Annotated in this window: 19 protein-coding genes; all 19 read left to right on the top strand. The window is 67.5% G+C overall.

Features of this window, described 5'->3' with window-relative positions:
- The first annotated feature begins 71 nt into the window (after positions 1-71).
- Positions 72-947 carry a hypothetical protein gene (locus ACWD10_RS04055; protein ID WP_451086736.1) on the top strand — a complete coding sequence of 292 codons (876 nt, stop codon included), beginning with the start codon at positions 72-74 and terminating at the stop codon, positions 945-947.
- A 149-nt stretch (positions 948-1096) separates the two neighbouring features.
- Positions 1097-1510, top strand: a complete 414-nt coding sequence (locus tag ACWD10_RS04050) for a hypothetical protein (RefSeq protein WP_451086734.1) — start codon at positions 1097-1099, stop codon at positions 1508-1510.
- Positions 1507-2025, top strand: a complete 519-nt coding sequence (locus ACWD10_RS04045; protein WP_451086732.1) for a hypothetical protein — start codon at positions 1507-1509, stop codon at positions 2023-2025. The genes ACWD10_RS04050 and ACWD10_RS04045 overlap by 4 nt, the downstream gene beginning before the upstream one ends.
- A gap of 629 nt (positions 2026-2654) precedes the next feature.
- Entirely contained in the window at positions 2655-3002 is a 348-nt protein-coding gene (locus tag ACWD10_RS04040) for a hypothetical protein (protein ID WP_451086730.1), read from the top strand.
- 78 nt (positions 3003-3080) lie between these two features.
- Complete coding sequence (locus ACWD10_RS04035) at positions 3081-3389, top strand: hypothetical protein (protein WP_451086728.1); 309 nt, start codon at positions 3081-3083, stop codon at positions 3387-3389.
- Between the two features lie 75 nt (positions 3390-3464).
- Positions 3465-3785 (top strand): hypothetical protein, encoded by a 321-nt coding sequence (locus ACWD10_RS04030; RefSeq protein WP_451086726.1) that lies wholly within the window; start codon positions 3465-3467, stop codon positions 3783-3785.
- Between the two features lie 327 nt (positions 3786-4112).
- Positions 4113-4910, top strand: coding sequence for a hypothetical protein (locus tag ACWD10_RS04025; RefSeq protein ID WP_451086724.1), 798 nt, complete (start codon positions 4113-4115; stop codon positions 4908-4910).
- Between the two features lie 31 nt (positions 4911-4941).
- Entirely contained in the window at positions 4942-5466 is a 525-nt protein-coding gene (locus ACWD10_RS04020) for a hypothetical protein (RefSeq protein ID WP_451086722.1), read from the top strand.
- A 21-nt stretch (positions 5467-5487) separates the two neighbouring features.
- Positions 5488-5952 (top strand): hypothetical protein, encoded by a 465-nt coding sequence (locus ACWD10_RS04015; protein ID WP_451086720.1) that lies wholly within the window; start codon positions 5488-5490, stop codon positions 5950-5952.
- A gap of 74 nt (positions 5953-6026) precedes the next feature.
- Complete coding sequence (locus ACWD10_RS04010) at positions 6027-6557, top strand: hypothetical protein (RefSeq protein ID WP_451086718.1); 531 nt, start codon at positions 6027-6029, stop codon at positions 6555-6557.
- A gap of 106 nt (positions 6558-6663) precedes the next feature.
- Positions 6664-7041: a hypothetical protein gene (locus ACWD10_RS04005; protein ID WP_451086716.1), complete on the top strand. Its 378-nt coding sequence runs from the start codon at positions 6664-6666 to the stop codon at positions 7039-7041.
- A gap of 291 nt (positions 7042-7332) precedes the next feature.
- Positions 7333-8193 (top strand): N-6 DNA methylase, encoded by an 861-nt coding sequence (locus ACWD10_RS04000; RefSeq protein ID WP_451086714.1) that lies wholly within the window; start codon positions 7333-7335, stop codon positions 8191-8193.
- A gap of 148 nt (positions 8194-8341) precedes the next feature.
- A complete protein-coding gene (locus ACWD10_RS03995) occupies positions 8342-8743 on the top strand; it encodes a hypothetical protein (protein ID WP_451086712.1) in 402 nt (133 codons plus the stop codon).
- A gap of 57 nt (positions 8744-8800) precedes the next feature.
- Positions 8801-9472 carry a hypothetical protein gene (locus ACWD10_RS03990; RefSeq protein ID WP_451086710.1) on the top strand — a complete coding sequence of 224 codons (672 nt, stop codon included), beginning with the start codon at positions 8801-8803 and terminating at the stop codon, positions 9470-9472.
- A 68-nt stretch (positions 9473-9540) separates the two neighbouring features.
- On the top strand, positions 9541-11166 hold the full coding sequence (locus ACWD10_RS03985) for a ParB/RepB/Spo0J family partition protein (RefSeq protein WP_451086708.1): 1626 nt from the start codon (positions 9541-9543) through the stop codon (positions 11164-11166).
- A 64-nt stretch (positions 11167-11230) separates the two neighbouring features.
- Positions 11231-11842, top strand: coding sequence for a hypothetical protein (locus tag ACWD10_RS03980; protein ID WP_451086706.1), 612 nt, complete (start codon positions 11231-11233; stop codon positions 11840-11842).
- A gap of 383 nt (positions 11843-12225) precedes the next feature.
- Positions 12226-12651 (top strand): hypothetical protein, encoded by a 426-nt coding sequence (locus ACWD10_RS03975; protein ID WP_451086704.1) that lies wholly within the window; start codon positions 12226-12228, stop codon positions 12649-12651.
- A 248-nt stretch (positions 12652-12899) separates the two neighbouring features.
- Entirely contained in the window at positions 12900-13349 is a 450-nt protein-coding gene (locus tag ACWD10_RS03970; RefSeq protein WP_451086702.1) for a hypothetical protein, read from the top strand.
- Positions 13346-13552, top strand: a complete 207-nt coding sequence (locus tag ACWD10_RS03965; RefSeq protein ID WP_451086700.1) for a phiSA1p31-related protein — start codon at positions 13346-13348, stop codon at positions 13550-13552. Before ACWD10_RS03970 ends, ACWD10_RS03965 begins: the two co-directional genes overlap by 4 nt.
- Positions 13553-13557: the final 5 nt, after the last annotated feature.

Raw genomic sequence — 13557 nt, 5'->3', positions numbered from 1 at the left:
CCATCACCTGGGGGCCGCTCCCCCTTCCCTCGAACCGTTCTGCTTCTTGTACCGCCCTGGAGGCATGCTCCGTGACCATCCTGCGCCGCCACCTCAGCACCGGCTACACCGTGCTGCCGACGGCCACCCTCGAAGATGCCCGGCTGTCGTTTCGAGCACGGGGCATCTTGGCGTACCTGCTGGCGAAGCCGGACTCGTGGAAGGTGCGGGCGGAGACGATCGCCAATGCCGGGAAGGAGGGCGTGGAAGCAGTACGGACGGCGCTGCGCGAGTTGAAGGACGCCGGCTACTACCGCGTGGTGACCGAGCGGCTCGTGGACGGCACGCTGCACCGAATCACGGAGGTGTATGACCAGGCGCAGGAGTGGGCGGCGGACGAATATCGCAGGCACGAGGAGCAGCGCGTGAAGCGCCGATCAAAGCGGGCCGCCAAGAAGGCCACCGCCGCCAAGACCGAGGACAAGGGGGCGGCGACCGAAACCGGGTTTCCGGGGGTCGGTTCTCCAGGGGGCGGTTCACCGGGCCCGGGTTCACCGGGGTTTATAGGTAGTAACCAGAGCAAGTACTCAAAGAAAGAGACCCCCCTTACCCCCGCGGCTGACGCCGCAGGGGAGCCCGCCGACGCTGACGGCAAGGCAGCTGCGCCGGAGGCACCGTCGTGTCCGGCGCACCCGGACAGGCCGGGGAGTTCGTGCCGTGGCTGCGGCACCAGCCCCCGCGAGCAGCGGCGGGCGCGGGAACGGGCAGAGAAGGAACGTTGCAAGGTCCGCGAGCGGGAGGCAAGCGAGAGGCTGCTGGCCGAGATGCGGCAGCGCCCTGATGACCAGGGCTTGTCGGACGTTGCGGTGCAGCGGATCGCGGAGATGCGCGCTGTGCGGATGCGGCAACTGCGGGAGGGGGTGGTGAACGGCGAATCCAGCACAGGAAATAGGCTGGTACTTACCTAGGGGACATCAAAGGCGTCACCCGCGCACCCCGCTACCGACACCGCGGTTTTGGCACCAGACCGGGAGCACTCGGAGCTTCAACCCAGATCACCGACTCAGCCGACTGGTGAGATATAGGCCGATGTTTAACTTGACTGATTGGAACTGGCATGCACAACCTCGCCCGAGAAATCGCCACGATTCGCGCCGACTATGGGCCGGACGAGCTGGAGGCACTGGAGGTCTACCGCGACCTACATGCCGCACTCGACGGCATGGGCCTGCACCCGTACATAGAGACCCGCGGAGGCCTCGCCGTCTGTGCTGTCACCGCGAACGGCACGCTCCTGGTCGTTGGGGGCCAGGACGCCCTTCCCCTGCGGCGCGAGGCGCTGACGGGCTGGCACGTCAGCCACGTCCCCGAGGACGATCCCAGTCCGGCGTGGCGCTGCATCGTTCACGACACCTTGCCTGATGGTCCGCTGCAGGCGCCTCGCGGTGACATGAGCCTGGAGTCGCTTGTCGACTCCGTGACTCGACACCTGGCGTCGTGCACCCACACGCTCGCGGTGAGCGCGTCGTGAAGCTCACCGACGACGACCTCAAGATGGCTGTCCGCGACTTCTTCGACCCTCCTTCACTGCTTGAGTTCATCGACTTGCCCGATCGCCCAGCGCGTGCGGCGTGGGGTGGGCGCCAGTTCGCGAACGCGGGCGGTCGGCGCAGCGTGCGCCGCCTGTCGGGTGAGCCGGATGCTGGCTGCAGGACGCTCTGGACTCCCGACGCCGACGGCTTTGTCTACGAAGTTTGGTCTGATGGCGGTGGCCGCAGCGGACGCGTCGCCTGGCAGACCGTCCACCATGCCGTCGAGGCGGCACTGACGCCGGTGCGCTACGGCGCACTTCGCGAAGCCGTCGAGGCCATAGTCGCGCACGAGTCGGCCTATGTGCCCTGTCCTGGGCCGTTCCGCACGGCCAAGGAGTGGGAGTTCGCGTTCTACCGGCCATGGGCTCGGCGATCATCCGCGCTCGAGTTGCTGGCCTCCTCCGCTTTCGACGTGATCCTGCCTGCGGCGGTGGCGCAGCCCGCCCTGTTCTAGCCCCTGACCGCTCCCTGCGAGAAAGACCTGCTCGTGATCACCTCTACAACATCCGCTGCCTGGACGACCCTTGCGCCGTGCGCTGGCATTGACGGCTATGTGCCTGACGAGGACCTCGTGCGCCACCCTCGGCGCCTGGCTGAGGTCTGTACGCCTCTACTAGAGGTATGCGCGGACTGCCCATTCATGCTGCGGTGCCACGAGCGGGTACGGCCGGAGGCCAGCTTGTTCGACGGGGTGTGCGCGGGGCGGATCTGGATCAACGGCAAGCCGGTCACTACCGCCGACGACGCTCCAGCACTGCCGAAGCTGGAGACGCGGGCGGGGATATGCGGGACGAGCAGCGGGGTGGCGGGACATCGACGTCTCGGGGAACCGCTGTGCGGAGAGTGCCGGGTTACAGCGCAGCGGGCGGAGGCTCGGCGTGCGGGGGCGGCGAGCATTCGCAAGCGGGCTTCGCGGCGCCACGAGACAGCTGCCGCCGCCTGCTGACGAGTCATGAAGTCGCGCCATGCCCGCCCCTCTTACCTGGACAGCAGGTTTGACACCCCCCCTAGGTTAGTAGAATAATTCTTAGTTGGAGGGCGCTCCTCCAGCTACTTCTTGGAACGCGAAAGGAACCATCTGCTGTGAACGAGACGCTGCATGACCCCCTCGCCGTGCTCCAGGTCGCCGCGGAACACGACATCTCCGAGGAGCAGGCAGCGACCGCGATGACCTGGGCCGGGCACATGCTGATCCACGCGTGGCGCGAGTACGCGCACTTTTGGGGGCTGGACCACACGGACAGCGCGGCCATGGAGCGTTGGGGCGACCTGATCGGCACGCAGGAGCGCCGCTCCCTCCTGCAGGAAGCGATATCGGCGGTGACAGGCGCCGACAAGGTGCTCGCCGAGATCTATCGCAAGCAGGACATACAGCAGCCTCACCGCCAGCGCGTACTGCGCACCAACCGGCCGCGTGTACGAATCCGCTGACTCTGACCTTATCGGCCCGCTCCGAACCGGGGCGGGCCTACGCATGCCGCCACCTCAACTACCGGAAGGACACGCCAGATGGGCGCCGTCGACTTCTTCACGATCGCCACAGGAGACAATCTTGAGACCGCATTCAAGACCGTCCGCGAGCAAGCAGCGTGGGATCACGGACACTCCGGCTACACCGGCACTGTCGCTGAGAAGGACAAGGTCACGCTGATCAACGAGCCACAGCGCAGTGAAGAGGACGCCACGCTGCGCGCCGAGGAACTGATCAACAACGACGACCCGCGGGTCAGCTCCAAGTACGGACCCGCCGGCGCACTGCCGATCACCACCGACACCGGTGAGGACGGCTGGCTCATCTTCGGGCTGGCCGCCTATTGACGCCCGCCGAGGGGTCGCCTCCGCGCGGCCCCGGCGCTCTCTTACTCCTCTGATTCCCGAAAGACGATCGCCACTGTGCTCGACAAGCACCTGCCGCTGGACGCCGCCGCCGACATCGTCGGGGAACTCGGCCTGACCAGCGGCCAGACCAGGCGCGCGAACCGGACCATGCAGCGCATTGTCCGCAACGCCTACAAGCGGCTCTCCGCAGCACGCCGACCGCCTACCTTCGACGAGTTCGCCGACGGTGTTCCCGCGCACGACTGGGCGCTGATGTTCGAGGTCTGCGCCATGAGCCAACTGGGCCGTGATGCCGAGGCATGCACCTTGATCACCGCAGCCCGCCACCTTCGAGCCGCCCACAGCGACTGCGCCCAGCGACCGGCCAACTCATGACCCAACACCTGCTACCGAACGGCACCCTGCGTCTTCCATATCGACCAGTTTTTGGCCCGCCCGCCTGCAAGGCGGCACCGTCACCATCCTCGACCACAAAGGCCCTTGGCTAGAGGGCTCAGAGGATCTCGCCCCGCAATCCTCACCACCGCCCTGACCGGATTCCGCAGTTGCCCCCACCCCTCAGTTAGTAGAATAATTACTAGGCGACTGGGGGATGGAGGACCCTCACGCCCCACCCGCCGCACGCATACGCACCAACTGTCGCAGCCCTGGGTCCGACCGGGCTGCGACACCACCTTGCCCTCTTTCACCACAGAGAGACCCATGTACGACACACGACTTGTTCCCGCACACCTCCTCGCCCTTGCGCGCAACACCGCCGCCGCCCTGGGCCGGGAGTGGAAGGTCCTCGGCCTGCTGCAGACCGCGATCCTGTCCCACCCCCTTGGCCTTCACTGCAGCCTCAACGCCGACAGGGACAGCCTCCGGATCACGGCCTTCGTCAGCACGACCAGTGATCCGGCGCAGCCTGCCGAGCCGGTCATCGCCACGACACCGATGGCTCGACTGGACGGCGCGACGGTCGCGAACGTCATCCACTCCAAGGTCCTGCCGCACTTCGGTCGAAAGGATGCCATCGCAGCGTTGCGCCTGCTGAGCCTGCCGCTGCGCGACGCGCACATTCCAGCGATCTGTCAGGGGAGCGTGGAACGCACCGAGATTGAACTGCGGGCAGACGATGGCGGAAACCCCCTCATCTCACTCGTCATGACCTCGCCGCGCGACGACGCTGTGCATGTCGGCCTGCTGCTGGACCGGCTCACTGTCGACCAGGCCATCCGTTGCGCCCGACCGGCCATCCCCGCGCAACTACCCGACGCAGAGGCCCCTTCGGCCGCCTTCGCTGCCGAGGTGCACAGCGTGCTCGACGCATTCCCAGGACTCAACGCCACCCCGTCAATGGCCGGGCCCCGTTTCACGATCGTCCAGACGCCCGGCAGCAGCATCAAGATCCGCCACGACATGGCAGCCGTCTCCGCTGACACGCCACTGGCCCTCTCCATCCCGAAGACCAGCATCGCCACCGCCTACGCCGTGCTGCGTGCCTACACCGCCAAGTAGTCCACGGCACGCCACGAGGACGACTCCAGCCATGACACCCCAACTGCAGCCCACACCTCCCACCGATACGCCAACGACTGCCGAGGAGATCGGCCGCTACCTCGCTGGCCTTCAGCCCACCGTCCGCAACATCATTTCTGCCGCTCGCGCAGTGGCGCGCATCGACGAACTCGGCTGGGCACCGCTCGCGGGCTACCCCGGAAGCGATGTGCTGTGGCCCGTGCACTGCCTGCTGTGCGGATGGTCCGGCCTGCGCTTCTACAGCCATCTCCGTCGAGCCCGCCCGGCGATGCGCCACCGCGGCTGCGCACCGCAGAGCACGCACCGCGAACTGCTCTCCGCACTGTCCACGTACGCAGCGGACACCTGCCGTTGCCGCACCGCGCACGCCACCACCACTGGGGAAGTAGCCGCGGCCATCGATGCCCTGGCCCTTGCCCAGCGGCACGGTGACGACGACCGCGTCCTGGCCCACTTGCGGAGCCTGCTGGGCGCCTGTCCGGCAACCGGGGCGCGTGCAGCCGCCGCCACCGCGTACAAGTCCACCGCCAAGTAACCATTCGAGTTGAGGAAGCTCATGACCACCTACGAACCCGGGGACCGGGTCAGCGTCTTGTACCTGTCCAAGATGAACGGCACCTGCCTGGCCTACAACCGCCCGGTCATCGACATCGAACCGCACGATGAGCACGGGCAGATGGTGTGGGTCAACATGCCCGACGACGCCGCCCTGGGCAGCCTGCTCTCCTTCTACGCCGACGACAGTGACGGCATCGCGCACATGGAGGGAGAGCCGATCGAGCAGCAGACTCCAGGCAGGCTCGAGGCGAACCTGCGCTGGTACCTGGAGGCTGCCGCGCCTGAGTCCACCCGCCTGACCTGGCCCTCGGGCCGTGGGCATCTGCCGGTGCGAGTGCCGTTCACCGAAAAGGCCCGGGCTCTGCACGCCCGCATGGCGAGCCACTACATACAGCACTGGCAGGCCGTCGACCCGAACGGCCTCACCGAGTGGATGGTCGCGTTCACCGCATCACCCAAGTAGCACCCACCACAGCGCAGTTGAGCGGGTCAAGGAGAGCCAGCGTGGACATGCGTGGACTGTGGCGGGTGCGATTCATGCACCCGCAGAGCAACAGCGGTGAATGGGCCTACCTCGTCCCCCATTGGAAGGCTCGTACCGACGTGGCGGCACGAGCGGAGGCCAAGGAGCAGCACACGAAGAACATCGCCCGAATGACCGACCCGAGGTGGGTTCAAGGCATGGTCATCAGCGAGGTGACATTCCGGCCAGCGGTCCGGTCGTGGACGCGCGCAGTGGCCTGGATAGCCCTTCAGCAGTGCGGAGCGATCACCGAGAACGGATGGCCGCTGGCAGCCGAGCGCGGCGAACGGATCCGCGACGAGTGCTGGCGCGTCCAGGTCGGCGAACTGCACCAAGGGCTGCGGGCGCGAGTACACGGCTTCGCATCGACACTTGAGGAAATCGCACGATCTCCCGTGGGGACCTCGGCCGCCTGTGCTGTCGAACCGCACACCGACCGGTTCGGCCGGGTGTGGTGGGACCAGGTGAGGCAGGAGATCAACAAGGCAGGCCTGTCCCGGGTGTGGCAGACGCCGTACGGCGTCTGCTGGATTGACCAAGGCTGACCACTTTGACCTGCATAGACGCAGTTGACCCCACCTCGATAGTTAGTAGAATAATTCTTAAGTGAGTGAGGGAAGGGCCCGAACTCCACAGACGAAGGAGATGTACGTGCTCGCTACCGAGGCCGGGAAGCGGATCAAGAAGGCTGCCGACAACTACGACAAGGAGCGGCAGGCGCTCACCGCGGCGCTCCAGGCGGGCCGCCCGTTCGACGACTTCCTGATCGAGCCCTTGGCGCAGGCCGAGGCGGTGCACACGCTGTGGAGTGCCGTCGCCGAGGAGATCGAGGATCTCACCGAGCACGGCAGGACGCCGGAGGCAGCCACCCAGCAGGCCCTCGCAGCAGCCCACAAGCGTGTGATCGATGAACTCACCCAGACCGGGGCGCTGCGCACAACGAGCTTGATCAAGAAGGCGCTCGCAGAGGAGCACCACGATGCCATGCGCGCCTTCCTGCGCGAGGTGAAGCACCTGCTGCAGGTATAGGAGCCGACCTCTTCCTTCCGGACCCGCCCCTGTCGGGGGCGGGTCCCTTTATGCCCAACTCCCCTCACGGAAAGCGATTTTGCCGTGACTCAGCAGCTCGACTTGTTCGCGGAGCTCACACCTGAACCCGCACCCCCTGCGACATTCAGCGCCGCCTCAAAGGCATCTCCGCCGCCGCACCCCGAAGCCCCTCGGCCGACCCCGGCGGCAAGCAGCGCCGCAGGCCGCCGGTCCGGCCGCCCGCACCCAGTCAGTGACCCGCACCGGCGCGCTCTGGAGATCGGCGAGGCGGTGGCCGAGCGGTGGCATAACCGCCACGGCGGCACAGCTATCGAGGTGCCGATCGGCGTCGTTGCCGCACTCGCGCTCATCAGGCAGAAGGACCTGGACGGCCCGGACCTCAAAGAGCAAATCCTCGCCCAGGATGGGCCGCAGTTGATCGCCATGCTCCGCGAGATCTGGTCCATGCACTGGCTGCACAGGCCTGACCTGATCGACCGCGCCCGCATTCTCCACGAGTGGCTGAACGATGACGTTGATGAGTACCGCGTGTCTGCCGTACAGGCCGTCGCTGAAATCGCCCTCCGGCGGGGCCTGTTCGATTTGACCGCGCACGCAGACCCCTTCCTGCGTGCGGCGACGGATGTCTTGTCCGCGGCGATGACGTGCCTGCGCTCCCATGGGGCGCGACAGGGACTCGGCGAGTTCCACACTCCGGCGCCGGTGGCCGACGCGATGGCCGACATGGTCGTTGCCGGACAGGTCATGGAGATCCCGTTGCTGGCAGACGAGCCGAAGCGGGGCGAACACATCCATGACCCGGCCGCCGGCAGCGGTGGACTCCTGCGGGCGGCCGCGCAGCACCTGCGCGAGCACGACCTCGACCCGGCAGATTTCCAGTGGTCGATGGTTGACATCGATCAGATAGCCGCAGCATGCGGCGCAGTGAACGCGATCATCTGGGCGCTCGGCCCGAAGGTGACCGTCGCATGCGACGACTCCCTGGCGAACCCGAACGCGGTCACAGACGCGATGAAGCAGGCCCGCGCCGTGTTCGAGCACCGTGACGAGCTGCTCGGAAAGGCTCGCCTCGTCGCGGCGATCCGGCAGGCTGAGCAGATGCTGCAGCAGGTGCCGGGGATCGCAGCCTGACCCCCTGCGTACAGCCGACGCACCCCGCGTCGAGACGTACGGCACATACCCCCTGACCTGGGCGGACGGAGTTGACCCCACCTTGCGTTAGTAGAATAATTCTATCAGTTGAAGGGGTAACCCTCACCGTCACGCGAAGGACTCACCCATGCCCGATACCGTCCACGCCCTGCTCGTCGCCACCGACGGCACGATCACGGACCTACGACTGAGCACCAGCGACCCCACTCAACGCGCCCAGCTCCACCAGGCCCTCCAGGACAACCCCGAGATCCTCTCCTACGTACAAGCCCCCGATGGCACCGGAACCGCCGTCCTCGCCGCCGAGAACAGCGAAGGCCAGCCGATGAACATGTACGCGGCCATCGCCTGGCACCTCCTCCTCGACCAGGAAGCACTGATCGCCGAAGTCCAGGGCCCGGCCCTCTTCATCGGGTTCACCTCCAAGATCCGCGTGACGGACCTGAGCGACGAGACGGTGCGCACCATCCGCACAGTCGAGCCGGACACGCCCGGCGCTTTCCCCGCCGCCGTCCGCACCGGTCCCTGACCCACCCCGACGACACCAACACGCTTAACGCACACACCTCTTGGAACAGGAGCCCCCATGGGCGACACGGCCACCATCGCACCCGACACCGCCGACACCACTGGCCCTGAGACGGCCGACGCCGAAGCACCCGAGGCTGCAGTCCTCAGCGAGATCGACCTGTACCTGCTGGCCAAGCCCCTCGCCGAAGCCCTCGGTGATGGCTGGAGCGAGGACACCGAAGAGAGCCCCGCAGGCTTCGCCGACAAGGCGATCCGCCTCATCCACCCCGACGGCCGCACCATCGGTGTACGCCACATGTGGCAAGGCCAGGCCGTGCAGACCTTCGCCGTCGGCGGCCCCGCTCCCAAGAAGTCAGCCGACACCGGCGAGACGGGCACGAACCGGCTGCCCAAGGGCGTGCGCTACAGCACCGGCGTTCACTTCGCCACCGCCTCCCCGCTGGAGGAGATCCTCACCGCCGTTCGCACGGTGCTGTTGCCCGCCTTCGATGGGCAGCGGCCCCGCGTGCGATCAAACAGCACCCCGATACCTCCCGCTGCCGAGGCGCCCTCCGAGCACACCCCGGACGCCACGACCGGAACGGACCAGCCTGCCCCGCAGACGGACAGCGCCTCCTCGGCGGCCAAGGCCAGCACGAAGACCAAGGCGAGGAAGAGCGGGGGGCGCCGTACCGCCTCGGCAGCGAAGCGCACGAGCAAGCGCCGTACCACCCCCGCGGTCGCCTGACCCACCCTCACGACACCGGGCGGGCGCACCTCGCCGTGCGCCCGCCTCTCACAGGAAAGACCACGAGCATGAGCACCACCGCTGAAGACCGCCCGGCCGCCGTCGAGGGTTTCACCGGCCGCTTCGCCTGGGTTGACCCGCACGACCTGGTCGTAGACCCGTACAACCACCGCAAGAACCGCGACACCGAGGACGAGGACACCACGCAACCCGATCCGGAACTTCAGGCGAGTGTCGATGAGCTGGGTGTTCTCACGCCGCTCGTGCTGCGCCCGCAGAACGGCGAGCACGAGGGAACGCTCGGCATCATCTTCGGACAGCGGCGCAACAACGCGGCCCTGGCCGCCGCGAAGAAGGCGAAGGCGAAGAAGAAGCCCTACCGGCTCGTCCCGGCGATCATCCGCGATGACCTGGCTGGCGTGGACGATGCGGCGCTGACGGTGTCGTTCATCGAGAACAAGCATCGCCGCCAGGCCACGATCCGCGATGACATCGACGCCGCCAAGCAGCTCTCGCTCATGAGCGTTCCGAAGGCCCGCAAGAACCGGCACGCACGCGCGATGGGCTTCAAGCCCGCCGAACTGGCCGCCGCCACCCAGGCATCCAAGCTCTCAGACGAAAACCTCTCCGAAGCCGTGGATGAGGGCTTCGACCTGGTGGAGCTGGGCGAGTTCCAGGAAGTCGAAAGCGTCGACGATGCGTTGTGGACCCTGCGTCGGGCCAAGGCCCGCGACGCGCGGGAGGGCAACACCAAACGCGGCCACTGGAAGCACGCCCTGGCCGAGCTGCGCGCCGAGAAGGAACTCGCCGACAAATGCGCGGGGCTCGTCGCAGAGCTAACCGCCGCGGAGATCACGGTGGAGAACTGGCGCTGGAACTGGTCGGGTACCAGCATCCGCCCGCTCACCGATCTCCTCACCGACGAGCAGCAGCCTCAGACTCCCGAAACCCACCAGGACTGCACCGGGCACGCGGCGTGCGTGGACCATCGCGAGGCCGAGGTGATCTGGCTGTGCACCGCCTGGAACCGGCACGGCCACCCCCTCACCCCCGAAGCCGCCCAGAAGGACAAGGAGCAGGCAGGGCCGGACAAGGAAGAAGCCAAGGCCGAGCGGCGCATCGTCATCGCCAACAACAAGGCGTGGCGCCAAGCCCGCACCGTGCGCTTGGACTTCATCAAGGACCTATGTCAGCAGCCCGAGCCAAGTACCCGGGTGTGGCCGCTGATCCTGTCGATGATCACCGGCACGAGCTACGCGTACGAGCACTTCATCGACCGCAAGCGCACCGACCTGACCGCGCACTTCCTCGGCGTCGAGGACCCCAACAAGGACCGCTCCCAGTGGGACCGGGTCAGCGCCCCCTTCGGCACGATGATCGCCCGCACGAGCCCGGCCCACGCCTGGCGGATCCTGCTCGCCCACGTCGCCGCCGCCCACGAAAGCGAGTACATGGGCGACGCGGCCTGGCGCAACCACATCACCTCGCAGACCGTCGCCTGGCTGACGTTCCTCGAGGCCGAGGGCTACGCGCTCAGCACGATCGAGGCGGACACGGTCGCCAAGGGACGCGCCCAGCAGGAGGAGCAGAAGGACCGGCAGGACGCCGAGGCCGAACAGACAGGAGACGACGGCGACCGGGGCGAGCACCAGGAGCACGGGGCGGACCGGGAACCCGCCCCGGCCGCAGCCTGACGGCACCCCCGGAGGCCCGCCGCACAGCGGGCCTCCCCGCCCCTCTCACGACGAAGGTTTCTTCATGCACACTGCTCGTTCCACGCTCCAGTACGCCCGCCAGATCGCCACCCTGCTGGGACCTGCCTGGACAGCGGACAGCTGCGGGCGCGCCGATCTGGCAGCCCTCCACGGGCCCAGCCTGGGCTTGGAAGTCACTACCACCGCCCCTGTCCGTGCCTCCACCCCGGTGACGGTCACCCTGTCGCTGCCGGGCAGCCTCGTCTGGCCACGGCGCAGCGACCCCTGCCCGAAGGTCACCAGAACCGTCGGCAACCCGCAGGCTCTCGCCGACGCCATCCGCACCGCCGGTTTGCCCTCCTGGAAGACGCTCCGCGCCGAACTGGACCGGCGTACCGAACGCACACGCCACAACCTCGAGGCGTATATGGCGAAGGCCCGGCGCCTGGCTGGACCCGAGGCCCAGGTCAGCTACGGCTCGCGCCCAGGGGTCGCCGATCTGCGCTGGCCTGGGGGCCGGGCCATCATCCACGCCGATGACGAGGGCAGTGCCCGCATCCGGCACCTCGTCCTGACCGAACTACCCACCAGCGCGTTCGGGGACGTGCTGCGCGCGGTCGGTCCTGCCGAAGACCGGTCCTCGTCAGCCGTCCCGCCTATCGGCCTCACGTTCTGAACGGCACGCAATGAAGATCAACCGCCGCAAGACCACCTGGTACCCGGTCATCCCCGCTCTCACCGGCCAGGCCGTCATGGCTCACACTTCCTGGACCAGGAAGCAGGAGGGCGACGAGTACGTTCCGACCGCCTTCGCGCTGCGCAATCCGCGCATCGTCGACTCGCTGCCCGACGAGCAGGACTTCGTACGGCACGTCACGCTCACCGCGGTCCTCCAAGAACGCCTCCTGGTCACTGAGCTGACACCTGAGCAGGCGGAGAAGCTCGGGCAGGCACTGATCCTGCGAAGTGCGCAGGTACGCGTAGCCAACCGTGACCATGGTGACGGTTACACCAGCGACCAGCAGCCGCTCCAGGCCGCCGTCACCCCAGCAGGCCGCCGTGAGCCGAGCAGTGGAACTCATCCGGATGGTGTGGCCGGCACTGCAGCCGCGCTACGGGCAGATCCTCAGCTTCGACAGCGAACTGTTCGGCCGCTGGTACATCGTGGTCGGCAACGAGGGGGCGGCTGCACGGGTCGAAGCGCAGGGTGCGCCCGCAAAGGCGTGGGGTACCTTCGTCGCCGCCGCTATGGACCGCGCCTGGTTCAGCCAAGGACGCTTCCGCGGGGCAGAGGACTGGGCATGTGCCCGGCCGGGCCACTACCGGGCGAAGTCACAGCGCGCCCAGTACGACGACCGCCTCCGTGTCGGCGCCGACGGCGGAGCGGCCGAGCTGGTTCTGTACAGCGTCGAGGTACGCAAGCTCGCCCGCGGACTGGCACTGATGCTTGCCGCCGAGCGCAGCTCGGGCAACGCGGCGAACTGATCTAGCGCCACCTACGCCCCATCTGACCTGGGCAAACGGAGTTGACCCCACCTCAGGGTTAGTAGAATAATTTCAACGGTTGAGGGAAGCCCTAGGTGCGGGCAGAGCACCTGCCCGCACCCCCCTCAACACCCTCCCGCTACCCCACACCAAGGACCCCTCATGCCCTCAATCCATCGCACCCCCGCACCCAAAGTCACCGACACCTTCACCTGCCTGCCCGCCCAGACCAACCTCGGCGCCCACTCATGAGCAACTTCATCTACGGCACCTCCGTCTCCGGCATGCCGCACATCGTGCCGCTTCCCACCTGGCCCACCGACCCCAACCAACTCGCCCTGGCCCGCTGCGGACGCCTCACCCTTCGCGAAACCCCCGAACCACCCCCGGACGAGCTGTGCGGCAACTGCCAGCGGCTCCAGCGCACAGACCAACAGCGATCCGCACGCGACGCTCACCAGCGCGCTCAGCACCTTCAGCTGGTACGCGAGCAACTCGCCGACGAAATCAATCGCCGCCGATCCCGCCTCCATGACGACCTCAACCAGCCTCCCGGACAGGGCATGAAAGCCGCCCACCGTAGCGAGGCGGCAGCCATCGTCACCGGCCTCCTCATCGCGCTGACCATCGCCCTCGAAACCCCCGGCAACGAGCAGGCAGCCGAGGATTACGCCCAACTGCGGCAATCCGGCCGATGAACCCCCGCATCGCCTGGCAGGCGGCATTCCCCACCACCGTCTTCACCTTCCACGGCATCACCTACGACCTCACCCGCCCCTACACCGCACCCGACGGCTCCCTGTGGCACTGGACCCGCTGGTGCAGCGAACACCACCGCCCCGTCGCCACCCGCGCTCACCGCAACCCCCGGCGACCTCACAGCAAGCGCCGAAATCACTGAACTCA

The organism is Streptomyces sp. NPDC002851 (assembly GCF_053591935.1).
This window is presented reverse-complemented; position numbering and strand designations above follow the sequence as displayed.